This is a genomic window from Thermococcus waiotapuensis, assembly GCF_055384795.1.
In genome coordinates, this window is sequence record NZ_AP042429.1 from 1143301 (window position 1) to 1168125 (window position 24825).

Here is a 24825-nt window from a genome sequence, read left to right on the forward strand (position 1 = left end):
TCACGGGGCCTCTTTGATGAGGTTCTCGGCATCATCCAGCCTCACGTTGAAGCCGAAGGAGCGGAAGTAGAAGGCGCTCTTCCCGCTGTTGGTCGCTATTCCCCTGTACCAGCCTTTTACTGGTGAGACGACGAAGCATGAATCCGCCATAATCCTGCCATTGTAGCGTTCTATTACCTCAGTGTAGCCGAGCGCGTCCGCCAAAGCCTTCACCGCCCTGCTGGCCGTTATGAAGAGCGGTACCTTCAGGGGCCTTCCGCGCATGGCCAAGAGCTCCGCTATCTCCTTCACCTCCTGCAGGGAAGCGTGGGGGCAACCTATCAGGATCATGTCGATATCGCTCCAATCGTCCCTGAACTGCTCCCTAACGGCTTTGACCTCGCCCTCTTCGACGGTTATCGTTTCCAGCTTATCCGCTATTGCATCTTTGTGCTCCGGCGTTTCACCATCAACGTGGTAGAGGGCTATTGAACCGCTCGCGGCCATCGCCGCGCCCATCCCTTTGAGGAACTCGGCATTTTTGGGCTTTATCCCGCGAAGGTAAGGGACATCGTTTCCGAGGGCCCTCCCGAGGTGGTAGCCGAGGGCCGCATAATCGACGGAGGTCTTCACCTTTGCCTGGACATCGACTATAACTGTGGCTTTTCTGTTCTCTTCGAGGTGGAGACCGTAGTTGGGGGTCTTTCCGACTATTGCTGCGGCCAAACTCGAAGGCCCGCCCTCCCTGTTTGTCCTCGCCCCGATCACGGAGTTTGCGAAGATCACCGCCGAGCTCTCGCTCCAGGCCAGGTTATCCCCGAACTTCGGCAGGTTGGCCCCGTAGTAGGGGGTGCAGGTTGACGTGACCTCAACCTTCATCTTCCTGTAGAGCTCGAGCACTTCCCTCTGCTTTTCCATGAACTCCTCATCGCCTATTCCTGCAGGGTTCAGCGTTGTGTAGACGCTGACCCTGGCCCCCGCGTTTACAAAGTCGCGCAGGAACTCGAGCCCTGCTTCGCCGAGGTTTTTGTAGGAAACGCCGGCGATCTGGGCGCTTTTGATGGGAATCAGCCTGTCCGCTCCGTAAATGTCACCGAGGGCAACAAGTATCTCCATCGCCTTCTGGAGGGCGTAGCCGTATTCGCCCGCTAAGACAAGCTCCTCCTCTTTGGTCAGGTACATCCAACCACCGGGGATAAATGGGGGTGGGGAGTTATAAACCCGCTCCCGTAAAATTTATAAAGCCCTCCGGCCCATTAAGAACGGGTCGAGCAGCGGGGTGGGGCAGCTAGGAGTGCCCGCCGGGCTCATAACCCGGAGGTCGGTGGTTCAAATCCACCCCCCGCTACCAGACGTTTTCTGAGGGCTTTCCTGTGCAGTTTTACGGGCCGCTCCTCACGGTTGCAAAAGAGTTAAAGGTTTCCGTTGGTAGGACACATAGGGTGACCGATGTGGAGACCGTTGAGGGCGTTATTGTCGTCACCACCGAGGGAATCCCCGGCTACAGGATAGTCGAGGTCAGGGGCGTTGCCAGAGGGGGCATCGTTAAGGCGACCCACATTGGAAGGGACATAATGGCCCTCCTGAGGAACATCAAGGGCGGCGAGGTCAAGGAATACACCGAGATGTTAGCCGAAGCAAGGGAAGAGGCCTTGAGAAGAATGGCGCTCCACGCAAGGGAGATGGGGGCCAATGCCATCATTAGCGTCCGCTTTGCCACTTCAAACGTCGGTTCAAGCGTCGCGGAGGTCTACGCCTACGGAACGGCCGTCGTCGTAGAGAAGGAGTGATTGCCATGTACCCGTTTCCATTTATCATTCTGGGGACCCTGCTCGCCTGGGCGACGGTTTATGCGGTGGGTTTCAGAAAGCAGAGGTGGGCTGAGTTCCTTCTGGGCTTCGCGGCGTTCTTTATAGCCATGCTCGTCCAGAACCCCGTTCAGCAGCTCCCCCTCTTAGGGGTCGGCATCAGGTCTAACGAGGACGTTGTAGCCAGGGGGATGGCTTTTACTGTTGCCGTGGCACTCTGGCTTGGCCTGGCCGCTGGCTTTGTCCAGGAGGGGGTTAAATATGCCTTCGTCAGGGAGAGAAAGCTCCGTGAGGCAGTCTTCGTTGGCCTCGGCTTCGGTGTGACTGAAGCGGTTTTTATGGCAGTCGCCACGGCCCTTCCATTGCTTTCCCGCGGGCTCTCACCCGAAGCCTCCCTGCTTGAGGCTCTCTTCTCCATGGGCGAGCGCTACTTCGTGACCCTCTTCCACGTCGGAACCGCGGTTCTTTTGACCTATTATGCCCAAAAAGGCGCTGGAAAGAGGGGGCTCCTTTACATGGTCGGCCTCCACACGGTACTTGACACGGGTGCGGCCTACTCCCAGCTGGCGTTCTTCATGGACCCCCGGCCGGTCCGCACGCTGGAAGTCCTGGCCTACGGCCTTGAAGTTACAGTGGCCGTCGTCGGAACCCTGGTGTTTGCCTATGGGGCCTTGAAGGCACTCGGCGAGCCGGAAGTGGAAGAAAAGCCCATATGGTGAAGGCACTCAAGGGTGCGTCCCTTCCTTTGCGTTTCAGAACCAGCTTGCAGTTTTGGAAACACGAATAAGACCTTGTACGGGGCCCCCCGCTGCTCCGGATCCATGTGTTTCAGAACCAGCTTGCAGTTTTGGAAACGAAAAAGTCCCGGAGTTTCTTGTTTGCTTTTGCGTCCAGGTCCAGGAGTTCTTTGGTTTCAGAACCGGCTTGCAGTTTTGGGAACGCTGCTGTTGGAATGTCTTTGGATGCAATGACTCTTACTTTGTTGAGTTTCAGAACCAGTGAAGCAACTTTGGGGCCCATCAGGGCCGGGGGGCCGGTTCTGCCATGCCCCCGGATCTGGAAGCAGTAACCGTGGGGGCTGGTTTCTCCGCCATGGCGGGCCTGCCGGCGCTTACATCAGGCCACGCCGGTAGTTTTTGCCGTAGTTGCCCCGCCCCGGTTCTCATGCCCCCCGCCTGCGCGGCCTCTAAGCTCCCCGGGAGGGCCACCGCTGAAACTTTAATAAGCCCCTTGCCCGACATATGGCGGTGAGCGGGATGGAGAGCAAGAGGCTCTTTCGCTCAAAGAAGAACCGCATGTTCCTGGGTGTCCTCGGTGGCATGGCTGAGTACCTTGACGTTGACCCGGCCCTGGTGAGACTGATCTTCGTCGTCCTCCTGGTTTTTCAGCCGGTTGCGATGGCCCTCCTCTACTTCCTCGCCGCCCTCGTGATCCCGGAGGAGGGCGAAGGGGAGAAGCCCGTCGAAGAGAGGCTCAACGACGTGACGAAGGAAATGGAGAGGGTCATCTCCGGCGGTGAAAAGAACGACCTCATAAAGGCCGTTGCGATAATCCTCATACTCTTAGGCGTCCTTTACCTGGTGGCCTTCGCAATCCCTCTGTTCTTCATCTTCAGGGTCCCGCTGTTCAGCAAGCTCGCGGCGCTCCTGCTCCTGGCCATCGGGATCATCCTGCTCCTCCGGGGTGGCTGAGATGGGGAGAACCGCTGGGGTTGTCCTTATCCTCCTCGGCCTGCTGCTCCTGGTGAGGGAGTTCAAGCCTGCTTTCCTAATCTGGCTCGAGCCATACAGAGAAGCCATAAGAAATTCCCTGGGGGGAGTGACCCTCCTCGCGGCCGGCTCCTACCTCCTGACAAAAAGAACCCTCCGGAAGGCCGTCGTTTTCCTCTACATTGTGTACCTCCTGCTGTACCTGGTGGTGGGAGGATGATCTGGAGAACAGTTCGGGCATTCCTCCTGGGTCCGCTGCTTGAAGCGGCCCTCCCAAAACCCGGCAACGTCAGCAGGTTTAGAGATTTCAGTGACCTGACTTTCTACCATTTCCTCTTCGCGGACACGGCGGTCGCCGGGGTTTATTACGAGGCGGCAAAGGTCGGTGAGCTCATCGGGAGGGGCCTTCTTAAGCCGTGCGATGCCGGGATCGGCGAACTCATCAGAAGGGCCGTTGAATCCTCGAGAACCTTCCAGGACGCAAACCCCAACTTTGGCGTGGTAACGCTCTCAGTTCCCCTTATAATCGCCCTCTCCATGTCAGAAGACATCTTGGAGGCCAGAAAGAAAATACCCCTGCTGATGGGTGAATCGACCGTTAGGGACACGGTGGAGCTTTACAGGGCCATAAGGATAGCGAACCCCAAGGGAATAGCAAGAGGTGTTAAGTACGACGTTTACAGCGACGATTCCTTTGGGGAGCTCTTCGAGGACAACGTGAACCTTTTAAGGCTCGCCGGGATAAGCTGCGAACGGGAGCTGATATTCTGCGAGTGGCTCAGTGGATACGAGGTGACGTATTCCACGTTTTCCCGCCTTCAGGAGCTTTTGCCCGAGCTTCCCCTCGAAGAAGCCGTGAGGAGGGCTTTTCTTGAGCTCCTTGCCAGCAGGGTTGATACCCTCATAGAGCGGAAAGCAGGCAGGGAGGAGGCAGTCCTCGTCATGAAAAAGGCCGGCGAGGTGCTCGAGGGCAAGCTGAGCGAGGAGGCTTTCGACGAATTCATGAGGGCGAGGGGAGATCTGAGGAACCCCGGCAGCTTGGCTGATGTGATGGCAGTATCGCTGAGCCTGCTAGCTTTCAAAGGGCTGAAGCTTGAAACGAGGAATGGAAAGGTCTGGGGCGTTATCTGACGACTTTTATTCTCCTGATTGCTCTGGCCTCAAAGCCCACCGCCCGGCTGTCCATTATCAGCGCGTCCCCTCCAAGCTCATCCACTATTCTGACTTTCAACCCGGATAGCTCCAGCAGTTCTTCGTCTCCCCCAAACTCTTCGTTTGCCAGGGTTTTCACGAACTCGTAGGCCTCTCTGCCCATTACGACGACGTCCGGGTTATAGCCGTCCAGTTTGAGCTCGTTGGCCTTTTCTTCGATTTCGCTCAGAACCCTGATAAGTTCGCCACGCATTTTCAACCCCTGACAAATTCGGGTTCCGGCGTTAAAAGGATTGCCATTGCTTTAACGGCAACCTTTTTAACCCCCCGGTCAAGCCCCACTCGATGGCCATGATGACGCTCGCCGATGTGTTCAGGGAAGTTCTCAGGGAGAAGGGCGTTGAGAGCGTAGGGACCCTCTCAAAGAGGTTCAGGAATTCAAAGAACAGGCTCCAGGACATAGCGGTCGAGATAGTCCACGGAAAAGGGGCAATCTTCAGGGTCCCGGAGAAGACCGCGGTGGCCTGGGATCTCAGCGGAAAGCGCGTCGAGGGCTCCTATTACGCCTACGCCCCGCTCTGCATGATGGAGAAATTCGAGCCGGTTCTCACGCCGGAAGAACTCCGCTCAAGGCTGCCCAGCTGGCCGTACTTCATAATCGACCTCCAGCTCTGGGACGGGCACACCAAGAAGGAGAAGGGCAAGCTCTGCTTCCAGGTTAACCAGAGCTATGGCCTGCTGAAGGATTACTTCACGGGGAGCGAGCTTGCCATCACCTGGGCCGGCGAGGAGTTCAGAAAAACCTTCAACGGCCCCCTCGACAGGTTAACCGTTTACGAAGGCCCAACGGCCGAGTTTCTGAGGGAGAAGAAAATAGAGGAGGTCGTCCTCCTCGACCCATGGGCCGAGGAAGTTTTGAGCGAGAAGGACTTCGACGTCAAGGCCTTCATAATCGGCGGAATAGTGGACATGGGTGGAGAGAAAAAGCTGACCCCTAAGATAGGGGAAGAGCTGGAGAGCGCTGGAATAAGGGTTCGCCGGCGGAAGATTGTCCTCAGAGGCGACGTCATAGGCGTCCCGGACAGGATAAACAGGATCCTCGGAATAATCCTCAAGATGATGGTGGAAGGGAAGGGCATGGAGGAAGCGGTTTACGAGATGCAGGAACCACTCCACGCGCGCTGGCGCCTCAGGAAGGAGCTTCCAAAAAAGGCAATCCGCTACAGGGTGGACGGGAAGACCTACCGCGTCGTGGAGAAGGAGCTTTTCGATTACTACTCCAGCTGGCTCAAAATCCGCTGGGAGGACTTCGTGAAGGTTCTCCGCGAGCTTGACCTCATAGCCCTCGAGCGGAAGAGGATACACCACCTCAACAAGATATCCAACGCGCGGATAATCAACGGCAAGCTCTACCGCGTCCTGCTCCTCAAAAAGGCCGCGATGCTGTGCTACAACTGCTGATGATCGAAAATCTTATAACTTATGCCCCCGTAAGTAACTTACGGTGGCGTAAGTGCTCTTCGACCTCAGGCCCAAAACGAGGAGGGAGGAGGTCTTCGACAGGGAAAGGGAATTCAATGAATTGGAGAAGAGCCTCGAAACCTACCCGATGGCATTACTGCTCGGGATAAGGCGCGTTGGGAAGAGCTCAATTCTGAGAGCCTACCTGAACGAGAGACCGGGTGTCCTGATAGACTGCAGGGAACTCTACGCCGAGAGGGGCCATCTAACGAGGGATGAACTCGTAAAGGAGCTCCAGTCAAGGGTCAGCCTCCTCGGAAAGCTGATGGCAAGATTTAAGTTCTCGTTCGACCTCAAGTTCCTGGCCCTGGAGCCGAGGGAGCTCTCCCTGAGGGAGGTCTTCAGGGAGTTAAACGACCTCGGCGAGAAGCTCGGAGGGTTCGTAATAGCCTTTGATGAGGCCCAGTATCTGCGGTTCTACGGCTCAAGGGGTGGAAAAGAACTCTTAGCTCTATTCGCCCATGCATACGATAGCCTCCCGAATTTGAGGATAATACTCACCGGTTCCGAAGTTGGCCTCCTGCACGACTTCCTGGGCCTCGGTGGCTACTCCAGCCCACTCTACGGCAGGGTCGCAGGTGAGGTCGTAGTAGAGCCCTTTGATAGAGAGACCTCCATCGAGTTCCTGAGGCAGGGTTTCAGGGAAGCAGGCCTCAACGTGCCGGAGGAAGAGATAAAAGAGGCTGTAGAGCTTTTAGATGGGATTCCGGGCTGGCTTACGATCTTTGGCGTCGAATACCTAAGAGAAGGGAACTTCCGGAGGGCAATGGAGAGAACCCTCGAAGTCGCAAGGGGTCTTGTCATGGGCGAGCTTGAAGAGCTGAAAAGGAGGAGCCCGAGGTACGTTGATATCCTGAGGGCGATAGCCCTCGGTTACAACCGGTGGAGCCTCCTGCGCGACTACCTCGCCGTCAGGGGAACCAGGGTCCCCGATCCGCGCCTCTACGCCCTCCTGGAAAACCTGAAGAGGATGAGCTGGATCTCGGAGAAGGAGGGCACCTACAGGATAACTGACCCGGTCGTTCTCACTGCGCTGAAGGGTTAGCTCCCGGGGCGTAAGTTACTTACGGTACCGTAAGTCCGTCAACAAAAAGTGAAAGGCTCAGAAGAAGAGAACAACTGCATCTCCAACGACGGCAGTCTCCACCTCCTCGCCTCCGCTGAACACTGCCTTCCTGAGCACCACATCGTCCCTGCTGAGCTCTACCTTCTGCCCCTCAACCTCGAACTCGACCTTTTCGCCCGCCTTAAGGGCCTTTGCGACTTCTTCCGCATTCTCCCTGAGGTAGGCGGTAATCTTCGGCACGAGCCTGCCGTAGCGCGGCCCCACCGTTCCGAAGTTCGGCTTGATCTCGATGATCCTCTCCTCAAGCTCGGGCTCGCCTTTGATGATGTCCAGCCTCTCGATGTTCATGGTGCCCTTTATGTCCCCCTCAATCGCCTTAAGCCTCTCGTAGCTCTCCGTTGCATAGATGGCAACGTGTTTGAGCCTGGCGTTCAAAGCGAGGCCGTGGCTGTTCTTGTAGCGCCTCATGGCGCCCACTATCTCCCTGGCCAGCTCGCCGAGCTTTTCGGCGTTTTCGTCTATCTTTCCTTCATCGTACTTCGGCCACTCGAGGAGGTGCACGCTCCTGGCCCCAATTCTACCGCGGAAGAGGTTCTGATAGAGCTCCTCGGTGATGTGGGGCGTGAGGGGGGCAAGGAGGAGCATGATGTTGTATAGGAGCTCGTAGAGGGCCGCTTTGGCTCTGAGCTTGCTCTCCTCGTTGTTACCGTAGAGGCGGTGCTTTATCATCTCGATGTAGTCATCCGCAACCTCGTGCCAGATGAAGGTCATGAGCTCCCTGGTTAGCAGGTTGAAGCGGTATTTCTCCATCTCCTCGGTGGCGAACTTTATGAGCCTGTGGAGCCTGCTGAGTATCCAGCGGTCGAGGGGTTCGAGCTCGGAGGGAGCATTAGCCGGGTCGAAGTCCTCCAGATGGCCCTCGGCGAAGCGGTAGATGTTCCAGACCTTCTGCAGGAACCTGTAGTTGTAATCAACGGTCTCCCACTTGAACGGGTGGTCTTCCCCGGGCGGGGCTAAAGCCGTCCAGAGCCTCAAAGCGTCGGCGCCGTACTTCGGGATCACTTCATCTGGAGCCACCACGTTGCCGTAGCTCTTGCTCATCTTCCTGCCGTCTGGTCCGGCCACCATGCCGTTGATGATGATATCCCTCCAAGGCTTTTCCCCCGTAAGCACCCACGTCCTGAATATCGTGTAGAAGGCCCACGTCCTTATGATGTCCGTTCCCTGCGGTCTCAGGGCGGTCGGGAAGTTGTGCTCGAACCAGCGTTTGGCTTCCTTATCCCCCTTTATTGCCTCGTGCCACCTGCTTATTATCAGGGGGGTTATGCTCGAATCGACCCAGCAGTCGAGGACGTCCGTTACAGGCTCAAGCTCGGCGCCGCAGACGGGGCACCTCTCCACGGGAGGCCTGTCAAAGCGTGGGTCAACGGGTAAGTCCTCCTCCCTGGCGGGGACCACGTGCCCGTTCCTACAGACCCAGAAGGGAATCGGCGTCCCGAAAACCCTCTGCCTGCTTATGACCCAGTCCCAGTCCATGCTTTCGGCCCAGTCCTTCAGGCGGAGGAACATGTCCCCGGGATACCAGTTTATCCGCCCCGCAACCCTGACTATTTCATCGGTGAAGTCCCTGACCTTTATGAACCACTGCTTCTTCGGCAGCAGCTCGATCGGCGCCATGCAGGAGCTCCTCTCGGTGTGGCGGAGCACGCGGTGGTGAACCTTCTTCCTGTCGTAGAGGAGGCCCATCCTCTCGAGGTCTTCGGCGATCTTCTTCCTTGCTTCGTCCGTTTTAAGGCCCCTGTAGGGCCCGGCGTTCTCGTTCAGGGTCCCGTCCTCGTTGATGGCAATGATCACGGGTAAGTTGTAGCGCTTCTGCCAGACGATGTCCTGCTCGTCGCCGTAGGTGCAGTTGTAGACCGCTCCCGTTCCGAAGGTAGGATCAACGTCCTCATCGGCCAGAACAGGCACTTCCCTCTCGAATATCGGGAGCTTTACTTTCTTTCCCACGACGTTTTTATAGCGCTCGTCATCCGGGTGGACGAAGACGGCAACACAGGCGGGCATGAGCTCTGGCCTCGTTGTCGCTATCGGCACGTAACCACTTCCATCGGCCAGCGGGAGCTTGATGTAGTAAAGGAAACCCTCCTCCTCGACGTAACCAACCTCAGCCTTTGCCAGGCTCGTTCTGCAGCGCGGACACCAGTAGACCGGGTGCTCGGCCTGGTAGAGGAGCCCCTTCCTGTAGAACTCGAGGAGGGACTTCTGCACGGCGGCTTTATACCAGTTGTCCATCGTGTGGTACTCAAGGTCCCAGTCGGCTGAATAGCCTATCCTTATGAACTGGTTGCGCATCGCTTCAATAGCCTGCCACGTCCACTCGATGCACTTCTGGAGAAAGAGCTCGGGCTGATCCTTGCTTATTTTGAACTCCTTCTCGACCTTGAGTTCTGTGGGTAAGCCATGGTTGTCGAAGCCCTGCCGGAAGAGCACGTTGTAGCCGGTCATTCTCTTGTAGCGCGCGATTATATCTATCCAAGTGTGGCTTAAAACGTGGCCGAGGTGGAGCGTTCCGCTCGTGAACGGGGGTGGCGTGTCTATAGCGTAAGCGGGCCTTTTTTCATCCAACTCGTACTTGTAGATTTTCTCATCCAGCCAGAACTTCTGCCATTTCGGCTCGATCTCGTTGGGGTCGTAGTTCTTGGGAAGCATGGCCATCACCTTTTTGTCTATGGGATACCCTCAGAAGGGCGGCTTAAAAACTTTGACGGTGGCGCCGGGGCCGGGACTAGCCCAGAATTGTGGAAGACCTTGAATTCAGGGGTTGAAATCTTTCCCACGGTGGACGATAGGCACCACCAGGGCATAAAAATAAGCAGGGGGTTTAAAAAAGTTTTGGGCAGTGCTATAGCCATCGGATTGGGATTTACATGTGGTTCACGAATTGCAGAAATATAAAGGAAAGTTCACTTTCTTCTCCGGAAAATCAGCGGAACCAGACCGATCAGGAGAAGCCCCGCTGGTCCGCAGATTCCGCTTCCGCCGGTCTCTTCATATTTGAACTCAACGTTCTCGGGTATTTGAGCCATGAGATCCCTGTAGTCCTTTGAGGGAACTCCATAAGCAAGGTAGACATTGCTGGAGATAACAACCTCTCTGTCGCTGACCTTGCTTATAGCCATCTTTACACTCCCCGCTTTCGTCTCTACGTTGATGTCCTTGGGTATGGACGTGAACTTGTACCCTTTGGGAAGGACTACGCGGGTAATCTTGGTCTCGTTGACGGCAATCGTAAGGCGGTAGGGAAAAGTTAGGTTCCCCAATTCGAGTCTGGGATCATAGGTGTAGATGTAGCTTCCGTTGGCTGTTCTAATGAGTTCCTGAAGAACCCAATGGTACTTTATCATTAGGGGTTCCGTCGAGTTCAGGTTGAGAAGTTTAACGCTCCCGTTAATGACCTTTATCCCGTTCATCTGGAACTGCGTCAGGAGATTTTGGTAGATAGACTGCTCGGCCATCTGGACTCCACCAATGAGAAACTGCATTTTGATGGAATTTACGTAGCTCTCAGGTTCTTCGTATTTCTCAAGGGTATCTACGATCGTTTCGTTACCCCTTACGGTGATGTTACTCTCGGTTGTCATCTTCCAGGTTGAGTAAACCTCGTTTCCGCTCTGGCCGGTGTAGGTTATAATAACCGGCTGGAGCTGGGCGTATAGTGTCTTTAGATCGTCTCCTGAGACACCGTTTTTGAGGTAGATGATCGAATGCATTGTAACTTTCTCGCCATCTTCCTTAGTTTCGAGCTTGATGTAGCTTCCATTGGATTCGACTTCGAACCCCTTTGTGATGTTCGTGACTTTGGCCCCCGAGGGGAGCGTAACGGTGAAATAGTTCTCCAGATAGATGGAGCCGTTTACGACCGTGAGGTTTATGTTGGTCAAATCCAATATCCTCAGGGCGTCCAGGGTTATTTCCCAGACCCCGTCGTAGGAGTAATATCTTGCCAGGTTTGTGATTCTGCCGGTTATAACGGTCTCGAGCGGACCCGTGGTGTTGTACCCGATTATCTCTCCTGTGGCGTTCTCTAAGTTTAATCCCAGATTATTTAGGAACTGCACCTCCTGATTAACAAAAAGTTTTGTGGCGTTTTCGAGCCCCATCTGGGTTATGGTCTCCTTGGTCTTGTTCAGCATATCCTCCGGCCCATAGAGAATCGTTCTAAAAGTAACCTCCGCGCTTCCGTCCCAGTGAACCTGGTAGCTGTTCTCCTGAACCTCCTTATAATCGTTGTCAGCCAGTACTTCGCCTGCAAGGATTCCAGAGAGGACCAGAAAAACAAGAAAAACGCTCAACTTCTTCATTTCCTGACCTCCAGTTAACGTTCTTAGCTGGTTGAATGGGTGGGGGTATATTAACCTTTGCCTATAGGTGGTTTTCAACCGTATCGACCAGGCCTGACGGAGACGTCCCCGTAAACCACTCTCACCCTTACTTCGCCCGTATCGATAAGAAGAGAACCATCTTCGAGAATATCCACCGCGGTCCCTGAGATTTCGCCATCGCTGTGGATTACAGTGACTTCCCTGTTTATGAGGAGGGTTCTCTCTTTTACCGCTTCGATGACATTCAGGGGCTCCTCCTGGAAGAGCTTATACCACCTTCCCAAATGAGCAAGCACCCGGTTAGTGACCTCATTGAACTCAAGACGTTTTCCAAGGATGGCTCTCATAGAGGTGGCCGTTTCTCTGAGGTCAGCGGGTATCTCGTTGTTCACGTTGAGGCCAATCCCCATCACCACGAACTTCTCTGCCTTCCCTTCCGTCAGAACCCCCGCTATCTTCTTTCCCTCAACCCAGACGTCGTTGGGCCACTTAATCCAGCCCCTTATCCCGAAATCGGCAAGGGTATCAACCACTGCCAGAGCTCCGACGAACACGAGCCTCGGGTCTGTCCTCTCTGGCTTCAGGATGACGCTCATCCAGAGCCCTCCCTGGGGGGAGGCCCAGGAACGGCCCTTTCGGCCCTTTCCAGCGGTCTGGCGCTTCGCTATTACAACGGTTCCCTCAGGGGACTCTTCGGCGATACTCTTTGCGTAGTCGTTGGTGGAGTTAACTTCGTCGAGATGGATGATTTTCCACATCACCGTCATCCTTGATATTATCGAGACAGGGGATTTAAACTGATTTCGCTGAACCAACATGGGTGCTGACCCCTTCCCCGCCACAAGCGGCGAGGCTTTCGGGGGACAAAGGTCTCCATGCTGGTTGCTTCCCTCAGAACCCACAAAACAGAGAGGAGAAGGAAAAGAAACGGGTCATGCCTTGTGGTAGTAGATGAGATACGTCCAAGGGCTGTCGTAAACTTCCTGGGGGGCGACCGCGTAGCCGTAAGTCCAGCTCCACCCTGGGTTTGTGTCGAGGTTGATGCGCCCGTTGCTCGCCCACATGTACGCGGCCCAAACAAGCTCACTGCAGTAGTAAGCGCTGTCGAAAACCTGCGGCTTTGCAAGATAATTGTAGTTGTACGGCTTGCCCAACTGGCTGTAAGCGAAGTAGACAGCGTAGTACTTCGTCGTAGCGTCCGTTGAAACCCTCTTTATGGCTACCTCCGGGTACCTACTCAGGAACTCCCTGAGAGTCGTCATAGACACACCGTCACTAGGCTTCGCCTCTATAACTATCCAGTCACCAACTGAGGAATCATACAAAGCAATTATGCCGACATGCGTCCAGTGTCCTGGCATTATTGAGAGGTCTGGACTGTAGCCGAAAACCAGGTCACCCTGTTGGACGTTCGTCGGGTACGGGTGGTAGTAGGTTCCACCACCTTTGCTGAGGCTGGATGCACCAACAGCTGGGACTGCGGCGCCGAAAAGGAGGAGAACCAGGGCTATCATCCCAAGCCTCTTCATATCACCACACTCCACACATGGTGTTTGATGTATAACAAGATTCGCGAGCTAATAAACTTTGCCCTAACAACATTTTCAGAACCTTTGGGGAAACCGCGGAGAAGAATAGGAAAAAGGGCTACCTTTCCTCAGAGGCTTTCGAGGTACCTGGCGTAGGATTCAGCGTCCATAAGCTCCTTTAGTTCTTCCTCGAGGTTGCTGGGTTTAATCTTGGCAATCCAGTTCTCGTAGGGGTCTTCGTTGAGAAGCTCCGGGGAATCCTCAAGCTCCCCGTTGACCTCAATGACTTCACCGCTGAGGGGAGCGTAGACCTCGGAAACAGCTTTAACGCTCTCGAGTTCGCAGAGGACGTCGCCTTTGCTTACCTCTTTCCCGACCTCCGGAAGCTCCACGTAAGCCAGATCACCGAGTTCCTTCTGGGCGTAGTCGCTTATACCGACGAGGACAGTCCCGTCTTCAAGAACCTGAGCCCACTCGTGGTCCTTGGTGTAATAAAGGCCCTCCTTTACCCTGTATTCCCCAACCTCAATCATGAGCATCACCGGAATCCCTTTGTTTTCGGCAATTTAAACTTTTCCCTGTTTTTGACTGTCTTTTTCATGGAGAAGGCCGTTTTCAAGGAGGTAGTTCTGAATATCCAGTACATCAAGCGGCGAAAGCTCGTAAACTCTCTTCTCGGCGTGGGGAACTTTTTGAATTATCTCCCTGTTCCTGAGGAATGTCTCTTTGTCCAGGCCGATTATGTGTCGTGAGTCCTTCAGCGCGGCGTACACTTTCTTCCTTCTGTGCTGAAAAAGGGCCTTGGTCAGGTTTTCATCGAGTTCCACCCGCTCCGACCTGGGCTTTGGCTCGAGAACCACGACTGCAGAGTCCACCTCCGGTTTTGGCCAGAAGGCACCCCTGCCGATTTTCTCTACCAGCTCCGCCCTGGCCTTTGCGCTGACCATGAGGGAAAGTCGGGAATAGTTTCTGGTTCCGGGCCTGGCGACCATCCTTTCGGCGAACTCAAGCTGATAAATCAGTACTGCTTTCTCAAACTCGTAGTTCAGGAGTTTGAACGTAACCGGCGAGGATATCTGGTAGGGCAAATTCGAGACCATCTTGTTAAATTCTGGCCACTCAACCTCCATTGCGTCCCCTTCAATGATCTCAACGTTGTTCCAGGAGTATTCCCTGTGGAGTATCTCAACTATCCTGTGGTCTTTCTCAATTGCAAAGACCTTGCCGGCGCGCCTGCTGAGTTCGTCGGTAAGAACCCCCAAACCGGGCCCGATTTCCAGGACGGTGTCACTCTCCGAGAGCTCCGCCCTGGCCACGTTTCTCTCGATTATATCCGGAACTATCAAAAAATTCTGCCCCAGGTCACGGTTTGGCCTCAGGTTGTATTTGGAAATTAGAGAAAAGATGCGCTCCCTCATTCTCTGAATAACCTCCTCGGGCCGACGAAAAGATAGTACTTATCCTTCCCCTGAAGCTCGTCCACAATCCTCTTTGATATCATCTCGCATGGGTCGTGGAGGCCTTTTACCCTATGCTTCAGGTCTTCAAAGCTCTTGAAGGGCTCTTTTTGTCTCTCCTCTATAATCTCCCACATGAGCTTCTTTCCTATTCCAGGCAGGAGTTCAAGGCTGTGGAGCCTGTTGGTTATCGGGGGGGCAATGTTGAAGAACTTGACAAACCTGTCCTCGTTCTTCTTCACTATCTCCTTAACAACATAGGGGAGCTCAGCCCTGGCAGTGGGGGTAAGATCGTCGTAGGATATCTTTTTGTTTATCATGAGTATCTTGTCCCGCTCTCCCTTTCCGATGAAGACCCTTTCGTAGAGCATGAGGTCGTCCTTAGGAGTTACCTCAAGCAGTGTGAAAGCATTTTCCCCCATAACTTGAGCGACAGGTTTTCCGCTTCTCCTCCCCGTGCTTAAGTCAGTGTACCCTTCAGGAAGGTAATCGAGCACGTAGGCGTACTCTTCATACTCCTTCGCATACTCTTTTTTGTGGATACTCTCACTGTAGGAATGCCTCCTGTAGGTGTCCATTCTCTCTCCCCCAAGAAGTAGTGATTCCCAGGGTTTTTATAGTTTGTTAGGGAAAAAGAGAAAAGGGCTATTCAACCGGCCTGTACTCATCCACGAGTTTTACTATCTTCTCGGCCTCCTCCGGGGTGGGCATGTACTCTTCCTTGGCGAATATCACGCGTACGTCGAAGTAGTCTTCTGGTAGCAGATCGACTATCTTTGACGCAAGCCTCTCGTCTATCCAGTCAAAGAGGCCCATCAGCTTCTCCTTAAGCTCCCTGGCCCGCTCCGGATTGAGCTTTGCAAAGCGCCTTGCATGTTCGAGACCGATTCTGGACTCGTAGGGCATGGACTCCTCGGATCCCTTTTCCATTCCCTCGGCGTGTCTCTTTTCCAGTATTTCCCTGGCTTCCGCGAGCGTTATATAGTGCTCCTCCAGTTTTTTCCTGCCTATCATTCCTCATCCCTTCTGGGGCCTGAGGTGGACCGGGTGAATAAAGAAGGTCTTGACCTTCTCGCCGTCGGTTATCTGGACAGCATAGGCGTCTCCACGCTTTCCGACGACGGTCCCGGTCCTACCGTGGAATCTCGGGTCGGGCATACCCTTGTGGTAGCTCGGCTCTATGACGATGTGAACCTTCTGCCCGACCTCAAACTCCTGGAGGAACCTGGTGAGCGGGGGGAGACCCTTCCTCCGGGGGTGCTTACTGAGTTTCTCCCTCGTCTTCTTCCTAAAGCTGTGTGCCTTCTGAACCATATCAACCACCTCGCAGGGTTTTAACACACATTTAGAGCTCGAAACTGGTCGAGAATCCCGGGCAATCTCTTTTCGCCCAGTTTACCAGCTAACCCTGCCCGGGATCACTAAGTCCCTCGGGTGTAGCGTTTATAAATTTTTCACCGGGGCCGCCAAGAGAAAATTAATCGTCCAGGATATTGAGCACGTCAAGTCTCTCACACCAGGCCGATTTTCCGAGCAGATCGCTCACGCTGGGCTTCGTTCTGCCTTTATCCCCTGAGATCAGCTCCTTGATGTAAAGGCCACCATCGGTTACGAGGTAAAGTTCGAAGTGTGTATCGTCAATCCACCTCGATTGAGCTTCGTAAACTTTTTTTACCCTTACTTTGTCAGTTCTAACCTTCCTAACACGCCATGGCGTTCTCTGGTGAATCTCCAGGTTCCTGAGCTTTCTGGCGACTTCCACAGCCTCCTCAGGAGTCACCCCGTCCTTCACGAAAACCAGGGCAAGGTATTCCTTCCTGTGGTTCTTAGTGAGAACCTCCTCGGCCTCGTTTGCCGAGACGAAGCCAAGGTCCAAAACCTCCACTTTGCCGCTGGCGTTTATTTCCTCCGCTATTTTGTTGAGGTCGACCTTTCTCCTCTTTGGCCTTTTGACTTCAACTACGAAAGGCCTGCCGTTGCCGAGGGTTCTGACGTCAACGTCCTCCCTTCCGGCCCCTTTGAAGATGCACTCCCCATCGAAAGCCCTTGCTACCACGCGGCAGATTATCGAGGCAATGCTTTCCTTGAATTCCGGAAGGGGCGTCTGGGGAATACCCCGGACGAGCTTTCTATAGCGGCCGTAGATGTAGATGGGGTTTATTTGCACTTCGATTTCTCCCAGGTATGGCTCAACTATGAAGAGAACATCGGGGTTTCTTGAGGTATCTTTGCCCGTCTCAACACCAAAGGCCTTTCCCAGTTCGCGGTTGAATTCGCGGTTTATGGGTTCCCCTGTTTCTATTCCGAACTCCTCCCAAAGGACCTTCTCTTTTCTCCTTACCTCCTCCGGGAAACGGGAGCCTACAAGAAAGGTATCAAACTCTATCCCTTCGGAGGCTTTCTTCATTTTTTCAACGAGCTCGGGGATTCTCTCAAAGACGTTGCCGCAGAGCCCGCATTCCTCCGGCTCGCCGATGAGAAACAATCCTTCTCTGGAACGCTCCATGTTGAGAACGAACCTTATAGCTCTTCCCCTTTCCTCGTTGGTTCCCTTTCCGAGCTTTGCAAAGAGCCTTCCAAGGCAGTGGTTGCACAGTTCATGCTTCTCCAGGGCCTTGCTGGCCTTTTCAATTATCATGGTCTCACCCTAAGGTTTTTATCCTTTCTCTTGAGCTCTCTCCGATGGCGACTCGGAGACAGCGCATAATAAGTCTTTTGGAGGAGAGGGACTATTCCCCCAGCGAGCTTGCAAGGCTACTCGATCTCAGGGAAAAGGGGGCAACTAAGGCAGTCCTCGAGGACCTGAAGGCAATTCAGAGGATAGTTAAGAGGGAAGGAAAGGTTCTCCTGATAAAGCCCGCGGAGTGCAGGAGCTGTGGCTTCGTGTTCAAGCCCGAGATAAAGATACCCACCAAGTGCCCCAGGTGTAAGTCCGAGTGGATAGAAGAGCCGAGGTTTAAGATAGAGAAAAACTGACCTCCCCCATAAAGGCACTCGCTGACCCGTCGTTCCTTGAGAAGGATAAAGAAAGAAGGAACGCCCACCACGTGGTTCCTGTAGGTATCAGAGGCGTGCTTTAAGTAAAGCTCAGGCGTTTTCCTCCCTCTTCTTCGTGAGGTACTCGTGGATGGCCTTTGCCGCTTTTCTTCCGTCGCCCATCGCTAAGATAACCGTCGCCTCGCCCCTTATCGCGTCTCCACCTGCGAAAACCCCGGGAATGCTCGTCATGAGGTTCTCGTCTACGACTATCTTCCCGCGCTCGACTTTAAGGCCTGGAGTGTTAATTATGAGCCTGTTCGGGTGCTTTCCGATGGCTATTATCACAGTATCTGCCTCGAGGGTAACGTACTCGCCCGTGCCAGCTATCTTCTTCTTTCCCCCTGCGTCCCTCTCTTCCAGGGCCTTCATCTTTTCGAACTTAACTGCCTTTACCTTGCCGTTCTCGTCGCCGATGAACTCCACCGGGTTGAGGAAAAACTCGAACTTTATGCCCTCCTCCTTGGCGTGCTCGACCTCTTCAACCCTCGCGCTGACGTCTTCTTCACCACGGCGGTAGGCTATGGTTACTTCAGCTCCAAAGCGCCTCGCGCTCCTCGCGGCGTCCATGGCAGTGTTGCCCGCCCCAATAACGATGACCTTCCTGCCAACGTAGACGGGGGTATCATACTCAGGGAACCTATAGGCCTTCATGAGGTTGACCCTGGTGAGGAACTCGTTGGCGGTGTAGATGCCGTTGAGGTTTATGCCAGGCGCATCGATGAGCCTCGGCGTTCCGGCGCCGGAGCCGATGAAAACTGCGTCGTACTCCTGGAGGAGCTCTTCAATGGTTACCGTTTTTCCTACGACGTGGTCGGTGAGTATTCTAACGCCGAGCTTCCTTAGCTTTTCAATCTCGCTCCCGACGACGCTCTTGGGCAGTCTGAACTCGGGAATGCCGTACATCAGGACTCCTCCGGGTTCGTGGAGGGCCTCGTAGATTGTTACATCATAGCCAAGCTTCGCCAGTTCTCCGGCGGCGGTGAGCCCGGCCGGACCGGCACCTATGATTGCGACCCTCTGGCCCTTCTTCTCGATCTTTGGCACCATCTCGAAGAGAAGCTCCTCGTCTATGCCCTTCTCGCGGGCGTAGTCGGCAACAAAGCGCTCGAGCTTGCCGATGTTGATTTTGTCCCCAACTTTGCCCATGACACAGTTCATCTCACACTGATCCTCCTGCGGGCAGACGCGGCCGGTTGTGGCTGGAAGCGAGTTGCAGGCCCAGATAACGTTTAAAGCCTCCTTAACGGCCCTGTCCGGGTCATCGCGGTGCTCAAGGAGTTTTCCAATGAAGCCAGGAATGTTGATGTGGACGGGACAGCCCTTGATGCAGGGCGCATAGTCGTAGGGGCACTGGAGGCACCTTTCAGCCTCCCTAACGGCGAGCTCAAAGGTATAACCAAGGTTAACCTCGGCAAAGTCCTTAACCCTCTCCTCCGCCGGTCTCTCAGGCGTTGGGACGCGCTCCTTGATGAGCTTTCTTTTAACGGCCATCACTGCTCACCTCCTTTGCCCTGGAGCTGCTTGAGATACGTTTCAAGGGCAAGCCTCTCCATCGGTGCATAGAAGCCCGTCCTGGCCACCAGCTCGTCCCAGTCGACCTTATAGGCGTCGAACCCGGGCCCGTCAATGCAGGCGAACTTTACCTCGCCGCCGACTGTGACACGGCACGCTCCACACATTCCGGTGGCGTCGACCATAATCGGGTGAAGGTCAGCCTCCATCGGTATGCCGTACTTCTTTACAACCTCAAAAACGGCCTTCTGGCCACCCGCCGGGCCGACTATGAAGACCAAATCCCAGTGCTCGCTCTCGAGGAGCTCCTTAACCCTTGAAACTGCCCTCCTAACGAGTTCCTGGGCTATCTCGTTCATTCCCCAGCCCGGCTGGAGGTCGAAGCCTTCAACTATGTGCCTCGAAACGGCCTCCTCAAACTCCTCCCTGAGGAGAACCATAGGGTTCGGCGCGACGTGGAGCGTCGTAACGTCATTCCCTATTTCCTGCCAGGCCTTTGCTATCGGGAAAACCTCAACTATTCCCACGATCAACCCGATGGCAAGGATTTTGCCGAACTTTTTCATCGGGGCGGGGTTTCCGAGGGGGCCGGCGACGTTGAGAAGCTCATCCCCCGGCTTAAGCTCGTTGGCCATCCTCATGGTGGTCTTGCCGCGGACAAAGGTGACAAGCTCTATCCACCCCTCTTCCCGATCCCAGGTGACAGGGGTCAGGGGAATCCTCTCGCCGTTCGGGAAGGCCCTGACTATGACGAACTGGCCCGGCTGGACCTTCTTTGCCACGTGGGGGGCGTGTACCTTATACCAGACCTCGTTCATGGCGAGTTCCTTCTTCTCAAGTATCCTGTAAGGCATGATGAACACCTCCGTACATGAGCCCAAAGCTGGACATCTAAAGGTTCACAACAAAGAGTGCTTATAAACCTGTTGTCAACCAAAGGTTGAATAGCCAGAAGCATCCTCGGAGGCTGGAGGAAAGGATTAAAAAACGTTCGGGATGAGAGTTAAGGGGGAAGACACGATGAGGAAGGTTTACGTCGCCTCGGTTGTCATGACGGCACTCTCCCTGTTCTGGCCAGTCCTTTATGGCAATATCGCCATCCTGAGGAGAATTCCGGGCAATCCAGCACTCCAGGCGGTTGCTGGGATGCTGGTCTTTGGGAGCATGGCATACTTCACTTACGAAGAAGAGATGAGAGAAGAGTTCACAGCTTCCTGAGGAAGGTTATGTAACCTGTGTGGGCCAGCATTGTGGTTTTCGGCCTCATACAATCACTCTTTACCTCCTGCTCCCTGACGAGAACTTCGACAACCCTGGGTTTCATGAAGTGCTCCCGGTAAGCCTGAAACGCCTGGAAGAAGCGGTAAACCTGGTTGGCGCATGGGGTGTAGGCTACGAAGTATCCCCCCGGACGGAGAACCTTAACCGCATGGGGTAGAACGTTTTCAGGCTGCGGTAAATCCAGCACGATGTGGTCGGCCCTCTCCTCGTCTATGCCCTCGTAGATGTCCTTGAGCTTTATCGTGACTCTATCAGAAAAGCCGGCCAGCTCGATGTTTTTTCGGGCTATCTCCGCATGATCCTCCCTGATTTCGTAACTGATTACCCTTCCGCTCGGCCCGACTATGTTAGCCAGGAAAATCGTGAGCGCGCCGCTTCCGGCACCGGCCTCTATGACCGTGTCGCCGGGGGAGATGCCAGCATAAGCCATTATTATTCCAGCGTCCTTCGGGTGGATGATCTGGGGCCCGCGCCTCATCTTTGCCACTATATCATTGATGTCGGGCTTCAGTATCCTGAACCTCTCCCCCCTGTGGCTCTCTATGGTGTCGCCGTAGTCCTTCTCAAGGAGCTCCCCCAGATTAAGTATTCCCAGATCAGTGTGAAATTCCCTGTTTGATACCGTGACCAGGTACCTCTTCCCCCTCGGATCTACGAGAAGAACCTTTTCTCCTTCCCTCACTTCCCCTACCTCCTTTCAGGACTTTCAAGGTCTCACCATCGAGCAGAAGAACGTGTGTTGAGAGTTCTTCCAGAACGGCCACCACCTCTCTCTCGACGGATGAGATATTCAAGAAGGTTATTATGGCCCAGTCTTCAACAGGAATGGCGACAGTTGCATGGAGGAAGTCTTTGGCACCTTCTTTGCCACGGAAGAGCAGGAACTCTGAGAGGCCGAAGGTCACCATAAACCTGGGCTTTTCGGGGAAGTTTAGGGCCTTTCTTATAGCCCAGTACTGAACCTTCAGGAACTCGTCACTGTTCTCGGGGATTTTGTCTTCTCCCACTACGTTCCCATAGCCTGGGTTTCCAGGCCCGAGCTTGAAGACGTAAATTTTTCCTTTCGCCTTTATCAGGGGGCGATACTCAGAAGGGCTCGCATTCCTGAGGTAGTTTCTGAACAGGACTCCCCCTATTCCATACATGTCCACAACCATCAGGGGACCATCTGAAATAAGCTCGGGGATGACTTTTCTCCAGACCAGATTTTCGATTCTGGCCAGAGGGTTATACTCGATTAGAACGCGATCGCCCGGCTGAAGGAGTGAGAGTAGGACTTTGATGTTGTTTTCCTTCCGCATGCTCCCACCACAAGGGTTTTTAAAGTCCGCAGATTTAAAAGCTTTGGGTGGAAGAATGCCAAGGTTCGTGGTATGGCCCAGTGAACTGGACGGCAGACTTTCGAGGAAGTACGGAAGGCTGGTCCCAAAGACTATGGCAGTGGATTCACCCTCATTCTCTGAACTTGAGGATGCTTTGCTGGCCCTTGGGGTGAAAATTATAGAAAAAGACCACACCAAGCTCAACCCCCGGCTTTCGGGACTTGAGGAAGAGCTAAGGACGAGGGGCTTCTTCGTGGTTGAATCACCACACGGAAAAGCTAAAACACTTAAAATGGTCGCCCAAAAGATACGCGAACTAAGAAAGCGCTCGGAAGATAGAAAGGAGCCCAAGAGAAGGAAGCGCTGATCACTTCTCTTCCATTTCAACCACTATTGCCGTTGTGGTGTCAATGACACCATCTATGTTGTGGATGTCATGGAGTATCTTTTTCGTCAGCTCGCCGAGGTCGTTGGCCTCTATGTAAACTATTGCATCGTAGGGTCCGGTAACTGCATCAGCCCTGAGTACTCCTGGTATCTGCCTCAAGGCCGTTATAACGCTTTCAACCTTTCCAATCTCCACAGTCAACAACACGTAGGCCCTAACCATGGGAATCACCCCGCAGTTTTACGTTCATATTTACGCGGGCTTTAATTTAAGCTTTTCGCAACTCCTGGATGAGGGCAAAATATCGGTGGCCTGACAGAGCCCCCGAATCCTCCAGTGGGATCACCAGGAACTGGGAAAAGCCTGTATCATTACTGGCAGGCTTAACGGCGATACGACTTTATGGATGAATCGAATTCATGCGCTCCATCGTTTTGAAAGGGGCTTTTATATCCAAATGTGCTCATCGAAAGATTTATTACTGACATTGAACACACTATCAGGTGCCAAATGCTTTAGAGGTGGTGCACAATGGCGAATAAAAAGACCGCAATGTCAGTTTTTCTTGTGTTTTGATGGCCTTTTCAGTAGTGGCCAGCGGCTGCATTGGCGGCGGTGGGGGAACAACCACAACCACCTCATCCCCAACTACAACCACGAGCCAGACAACCCCAACTACAACCACAACTACCTCATCCCCAACGCTTTCCCCGAATATTCTGGAAATGGGCAAGGTTTACGTAATAGAGACTGACAAGAGCGTCGTAGTCGTTGGCCCAAAGGGGGAGAACCCAACCGTTCAAATCCCGAGCGGGGCCAAGGTCATAAAGGTTGAGTACGAGGTTGACGAGGCCAACACCCCAGACATCCAGACCCTCATGGAGCAGGGCCAGGGATTCGGTGCCATTAACCCGGCCTTCTTCCGCGATGAGCACGTCGATGCCCTCGTCATCGCTGCCAGGCGCCAGACCGATCCCATCATAAGAACGGAGCTCTTCAAGGCCCTCTACATGCTCGGAAACAAGCTCCTACCGGAGGTCATCCTCGGCCAGAACAAGCAGCTCCGTGTCTACTGGGACTGGGTCAAGGGACGCTACTACCACCCGACCCTCCCGGAGCGCTACGACCTCCTCAGCGAGGATTCTAACGCTCCCTCCGTCCAGATCGGAATCAAGGACTACAAGAACAACCCCGAGACCTACGTCATAGCCACGATCGGCTGGCCGGAGAGCTTTGATCCAGCTATGACCTACGAGACCTTCGGATGGGAGATCTGGCACGAGATCGGCGACACCCTCGTCACCTACTGGAAAGAGAACACCGAGACCGTCAGCCCGGACCTTGCCGTTGCCTGGGCCCACAACGAGAACGGAACCGAGTGGTACTTCCTGATCCGCGGCGGCGTTAAGGCCTACGACCCGTGGAACGGCAAGACCTACCCCATAGATGCAACCGACGTTGCCTTCACCTTCCTCCGCGTAGAGAGGCTTGGGCACAGCGTCAGCTGGATGGTCGACAGCTTCATGGACGTCAACAGCTCAGCTGCGCTCACAGAGGATGAGTTCAACAACTACCTCAAGGACCACCCGCTCAAGGCCGAGTACAACGGCCAGGTTAAGGAGATCCACTCCCTTGACGAGCTCAAGCAGTTCTTCGGCTACAACGGGGACACCGCCGGTGTCTTCAAGCTTGTCCTCCCGAACCCGTACGCGCCAGTCCTGAGCATCCTCGCCGACCCGTTCCTCAGCATAGTCCCGATGGAGTACCTCCTCGGTAACAAATATCAGGAAGCCATCCAGGCGAGCAACAACGGCCACGACCCGAGCGCCTGGTGGAACTACATCCAGGAGGGCGAGAGCGACCCGACCCACCAGCTCATGCACCAGAAACCCGTTGGAACCGGCCCGTTCTACGTCAAAGACTACCAGCAGGACAGCTACATAGTCCTCGAGTACAACCCCTACTACTGGAACGCCACCAGTAATCCAGGCCACAAGTACGTTATCTACATAATTAACAAGGACGACCAGTCGAGGATTAGCCTCTTCCAGACCGGAACGGTTGACGCCGTCGACATACCCCCAGAGAAGATGGACAGTGTCACGGGACTCGAGCTCAGCGGCTTCCACTCGGTCGTTAAGACCGACATACTCCAACCGATACTGACCTTCCTGGTCTTCAACACCTACAAGGAGCCCTTCAACAACCCGAAGGTCAGGGAAGCCCTGGCCTACGCCGTCCCCTACGACCAGATATCCCAGCTCGTCTACAAGAACCTCCTCGAGCCCAACTACGGCCCGATACCCAAGCCCTGGCCGGGCTACATGGAAGAGGGAATAACCAAGTACACCTACAACGTCAACAAGGCCAAACAGCTCCTCCAGGAGGCCGGTGTTGACCCGAGCAAGTACAAGATCACGCTCATCTACAACGAAGGAAACAGCGCCCGTGAGAGGATAATGACCCTCCTCCAGAACGTCTGGAGCATGCTCGGCTTCCAGGTCACCGTCAACAACTACAACTGGCCGACCTACCTGAGCAAGACCGAGCACGGGGACTACGATGTTTATGTCGTCGGATGGGTGCCAGACTACCTCGACTCCGACAACTGGGTTGGGCCGTTCCTCTACGGTGCCACCGAGTTCAAGAGCCTCGAAGTTACCGTTTCTGGTTGAGATCT

At 54.4% G+C, this 24825-nt stretch carries 28 protein-coding genes and 1 tRNA gene; 12 read left to right on the forward strand and 17 right to left on the reverse strand.

The genetic code is table 11. From position 1 onward, the window contains the following. Complete coding sequence (locus ACZ47M_RS06365) at positions 1-1161, reverse strand: aconitase X catalytic domain-containing protein (RefSeq protein ID WP_315343396.1); 1161 nt, start codon at positions 1159-1161, stop codon at positions 1-3. Positions 1162-1252: 91 nt separating this feature from the next. Between ACZ47M_RS06365 and ACZ47M_RS06370 the strand changes: the two genes are divergently transcribed. The 6 genes from ACZ47M_RS06370 to ACZ47M_RS06395 all read left to right on the forward strand — a co-directional run bounded on the left by ACZ47M_RS06370 (position 1253) and on the right by ACZ47M_RS06395 (position 4627). Then, positions 1253-1330 (forward strand) — tRNA-Met (locus ACZ47M_RS06370). Between the two features lie 100 nt (positions 1331-1430). Then, positions 1431-1769: a heavy metal-binding domain-containing protein gene (locus ACZ47M_RS06375; protein WP_315343394.1), complete on the forward strand. Its 339-nt coding sequence runs from the start codon at positions 1431-1433 to the stop codon at positions 1767-1769. A 5-nt stretch (positions 1770-1774) separates the two neighbouring features. After that, complete coding sequence (locus ACZ47M_RS06380; protein WP_315343392.1) at positions 1775-2506, forward strand: YhfC family intramembrane metalloprotease; 732 nt, start codon at positions 1775-1777, stop codon at positions 2504-2506. Between the two features lie 537 nt (positions 2507-3043). Then, positions 3044-3478: a PspC domain-containing protein gene (locus ACZ47M_RS06385; RefSeq protein ID WP_315343516.1), complete on the forward strand. Its 435-nt coding sequence runs from the start codon at positions 3044-3046 to the stop codon at positions 3476-3478. A gap of 1 nt (position 3479) precedes the next feature. Further along, positions 3480-3716, forward strand: coding sequence for a hypothetical protein (locus ACZ47M_RS06390; protein ID WP_315343390.1), 237 nt, complete (start codon positions 3480-3482; stop codon positions 3714-3716). Then, a complete protein-coding gene (locus ACZ47M_RS06395; RefSeq protein WP_315343388.1) occupies positions 3713-4627 on the forward strand; it encodes a triphosphoribosyl-dephospho-CoA synthase in 915 nt (304 codons plus the stop codon). Before ACZ47M_RS06390 ends, ACZ47M_RS06395 begins: the two co-directional genes overlap by 4 nt. Here ACZ47M_RS06395 and ACZ47M_RS06400 read toward each other — a convergent pair. Next, positions 4620-4901, reverse strand: a complete 282-nt coding sequence (locus tag ACZ47M_RS06400) for a family 4A encapsulin nanocompartment shell protein (RefSeq protein WP_315343386.1) — start codon at positions 4899-4901, stop codon at positions 4620-4622. The two genes, ACZ47M_RS06395 and ACZ47M_RS06400, sit on opposite strands and share 8 nt — an antisense overlap. 98 nt (positions 4902-4999) lie before the next feature. On the opposite strand from ACZ47M_RS06400, the gene trm10 reads away from it, so the two are divergent. After that, the gene (trm10, locus tag ACZ47M_RS06405) at positions 5000-6109 is read left to right on the forward strand and encodes a tRNA (guanine(9)-/adenine(9)-N1)-methyltransferase (RefSeq protein WP_315343514.1); all 1110 of its coding nucleotides are present in this window, start codon (positions 5000-5002) and stop codon (positions 6107-6109) included. Positions 6110-6161: 52 nt separating this feature from the next. Then, on the forward strand, positions 6162-7214 hold the full coding sequence (locus ACZ47M_RS06410; protein ID WP_315343383.1) for an AAA family ATPase: 1053 nt from the start codon (positions 6162-6164) through the stop codon (positions 7212-7214). Positions 7215-7271: 57 nt separating this feature from the next. Here the strand turns inward: ACZ47M_RS06410 and ACZ47M_RS06415 are convergent, their stop codons facing one another. The 10 genes from ACZ47M_RS06415 to ACZ47M_RS06460 form a co-directional block, all read right to left on the reverse strand. After that, positions 7272-9944, reverse strand: coding sequence for a valine--tRNA ligase (locus tag ACZ47M_RS06415; protein WP_315343512.1), 2673 nt, complete (start codon positions 9942-9944; stop codon positions 7272-7274). 254 nt (positions 9945-10198) lie between these two features. Continuing rightward, entirely contained in the window at positions 10199-11596 is a 1398-nt protein-coding gene (locus tag ACZ47M_RS06420; protein WP_315343380.1) for a hypothetical protein, read from the reverse strand. Positions 11597-11670: 74 nt separating this feature from the next. After that, a complete protein-coding gene (locus ACZ47M_RS06425; RefSeq protein ID WP_315343377.1) occupies positions 11671-12384 on the reverse strand; it encodes a biotin--[acetyl-CoA-carboxylase] ligase in 714 nt (237 codons plus the stop codon). 165 nt (positions 12385-12549) lie between these two features. After that, on the reverse strand, positions 12550-13146 hold the full coding sequence (locus tag ACZ47M_RS06430) for a YiiX/YebB-like N1pC/P60 family cysteine hydrolase (protein WP_464883384.1): 597 nt from the start codon (positions 13144-13146) through the stop codon (positions 12550-12552). Positions 13147-13274: 128 nt separating this feature from the next. Further along, positions 13275-13679 (reverse strand): glycine cleavage system protein GcvH, encoded by a 405-nt coding sequence (gcvH, locus tag ACZ47M_RS06435; RefSeq protein ID WP_315343508.1) that lies wholly within the window; start codon positions 13677-13679, stop codon positions 13275-13277. Positions 13680-13712: 33 nt separating this feature from the next. Further along, a complete protein-coding gene (gene rsmA / locus ACZ47M_RS06440) occupies positions 13713-14564 on the reverse strand; it encodes a 16S rRNA (adenine(1518)-N(6)/adenine(1519)-N(6))-dimethyltransferase RsmA (RefSeq protein WP_315343374.1) in 852 nt (283 codons plus the stop codon). Further along, positions 14561-15181, reverse strand: coding sequence for a DUF655 domain-containing protein (locus tag ACZ47M_RS06445; protein WP_315343371.1), 621 nt, complete (start codon positions 15179-15181; stop codon positions 14561-14563). Before ACZ47M_RS06445 ends, rsmA begins: the two co-directional genes overlap by 4 nt. 67 nt (positions 15182-15248) lie before the next feature. Continuing rightward, the gene (locus ACZ47M_RS06450; RefSeq protein WP_315343369.1) at positions 15249-15617 is read right to left on the reverse strand and encodes an RNA polymerase Rpb4 family protein; all 369 of its coding nucleotides are present in this window, start codon (positions 15615-15617) and stop codon (positions 15249-15251) included. Between the two features lie 3 nt (positions 15618-15620). Continuing rightward, positions 15621-15917 (reverse strand): 50S ribosomal protein L21e, encoded by a 297-nt coding sequence (locus ACZ47M_RS06455; protein WP_315343367.1) that lies wholly within the window; start codon positions 15915-15917, stop codon positions 15621-15623. A 163-nt stretch (positions 15918-16080) separates the two neighbouring features. After that, positions 16081-17241, reverse strand: coding sequence for a tRNA pseudouridine(54/55) synthase Pus10 (locus tag ACZ47M_RS06460; RefSeq protein ID WP_315343365.1), 1161 nt, complete (start codon positions 17239-17241; stop codon positions 16081-16083). A 44-nt stretch (positions 17242-17285) separates the two neighbouring features. On the opposite strand from ACZ47M_RS06460, the gene ACZ47M_RS06465 reads away from it, so the two are divergent. Beyond that, the gene (locus ACZ47M_RS06465) at positions 17286-17579 is read left to right on the forward strand and encodes a transcriptional regulator (protein WP_315343362.1); all 294 of its coding nucleotides are present in this window, start codon (positions 17286-17288) and stop codon (positions 17577-17579) included. A gap of 111 nt (positions 17580-17690) precedes the next feature. On the opposite strand, the gene gltA is transcribed toward ACZ47M_RS06465, so the two are convergent. Both gltA and ACZ47M_RS06475 read right to left on the reverse strand, forming a co-directional pair. After that, a complete protein-coding gene (gene gltA, locus ACZ47M_RS06470) occupies positions 17691-19133 on the reverse strand; it encodes an NADPH-dependent glutamate synthase (RefSeq protein ID WP_315343360.1) in 1443 nt (480 codons plus the stop codon). Beyond that, a complete protein-coding gene (locus tag ACZ47M_RS06475; RefSeq protein ID WP_315343358.1) occupies positions 19133-20008 on the reverse strand; it encodes a sulfide/dihydroorotate dehydrogenase-like FAD/NAD-binding protein in 876 nt (291 codons plus the stop codon). The genes gltA and ACZ47M_RS06475 overlap by 1 nt, the downstream gene beginning before the upstream one ends. Before the next feature lie 142 nt (positions 20009-20150). Here ACZ47M_RS06475 and ACZ47M_RS06480 point away from each other — a divergent pair, with 142 nt between their 5' ends. Then, positions 20151-20372, forward strand: coding sequence for a hypothetical protein (locus tag ACZ47M_RS06480; protein WP_315343356.1), 222 nt, complete (start codon positions 20151-20153; stop codon positions 20370-20372). Here the strand turns inward: ACZ47M_RS06480 and ACZ47M_RS06485 are convergent. Together ACZ47M_RS06485 and ACZ47M_RS06490 are read right to left on the reverse strand one after the other, a co-directional pair. After that, the gene (locus tag ACZ47M_RS06485; protein WP_315343353.1) at positions 20359-21117 is read right to left on the reverse strand and encodes a tRNA (adenine-N1)-methyltransferase; all 759 of its coding nucleotides are present in this window, start codon (positions 21115-21117) and stop codon (positions 20359-20361) included. The genes ACZ47M_RS06480 and ACZ47M_RS06485 overlap by 14 nt on opposite strands. After that, positions 21032-21736, reverse strand: a complete 705-nt coding sequence (locus ACZ47M_RS06490; RefSeq protein ID WP_315343351.1) for a hypothetical protein — start codon at positions 21734-21736, stop codon at positions 21032-21034. The genes ACZ47M_RS06485 and ACZ47M_RS06490 overlap by 86 nt, the downstream gene beginning before the upstream one ends. 55 nt (positions 21737-21791) lie before the next feature. On the opposite strand from ACZ47M_RS06490, the gene ACZ47M_RS06495 reads away from it, so the two are divergent. Next, positions 21792-22124, forward strand: a complete 333-nt coding sequence (locus tag ACZ47M_RS06495) for a signal recognition particle protein Srp19 (RefSeq protein ID WP_315343348.1) — start codon at positions 21792-21794, stop codon at positions 22122-22124. Here ACZ47M_RS06495 and ACZ47M_RS06500 read toward each other — a convergent pair whose 3' ends face one another. Further along, on the reverse strand, positions 22125-22367 hold the full coding sequence (locus ACZ47M_RS06500) for an Lrp/AsnC family transcriptional regulator (protein WP_315343346.1): 243 nt from the start codon (positions 22365-22367) through the stop codon (positions 22125-22127). A 353-nt stretch (positions 22368-22720) separates the two neighbouring features. Between ACZ47M_RS06500 and ACZ47M_RS06505 the strand changes: the two genes are divergently transcribed. After that, complete coding sequence (locus tag ACZ47M_RS06505) at positions 22721-24820, forward strand: ABC transporter substrate-binding protein (protein ID WP_315343344.1); 2100 nt, start codon at positions 22721-22723, stop codon at positions 24818-24820. The last annotated feature ends 5 nt before the right edge of the window (positions 24821-24825 follow it).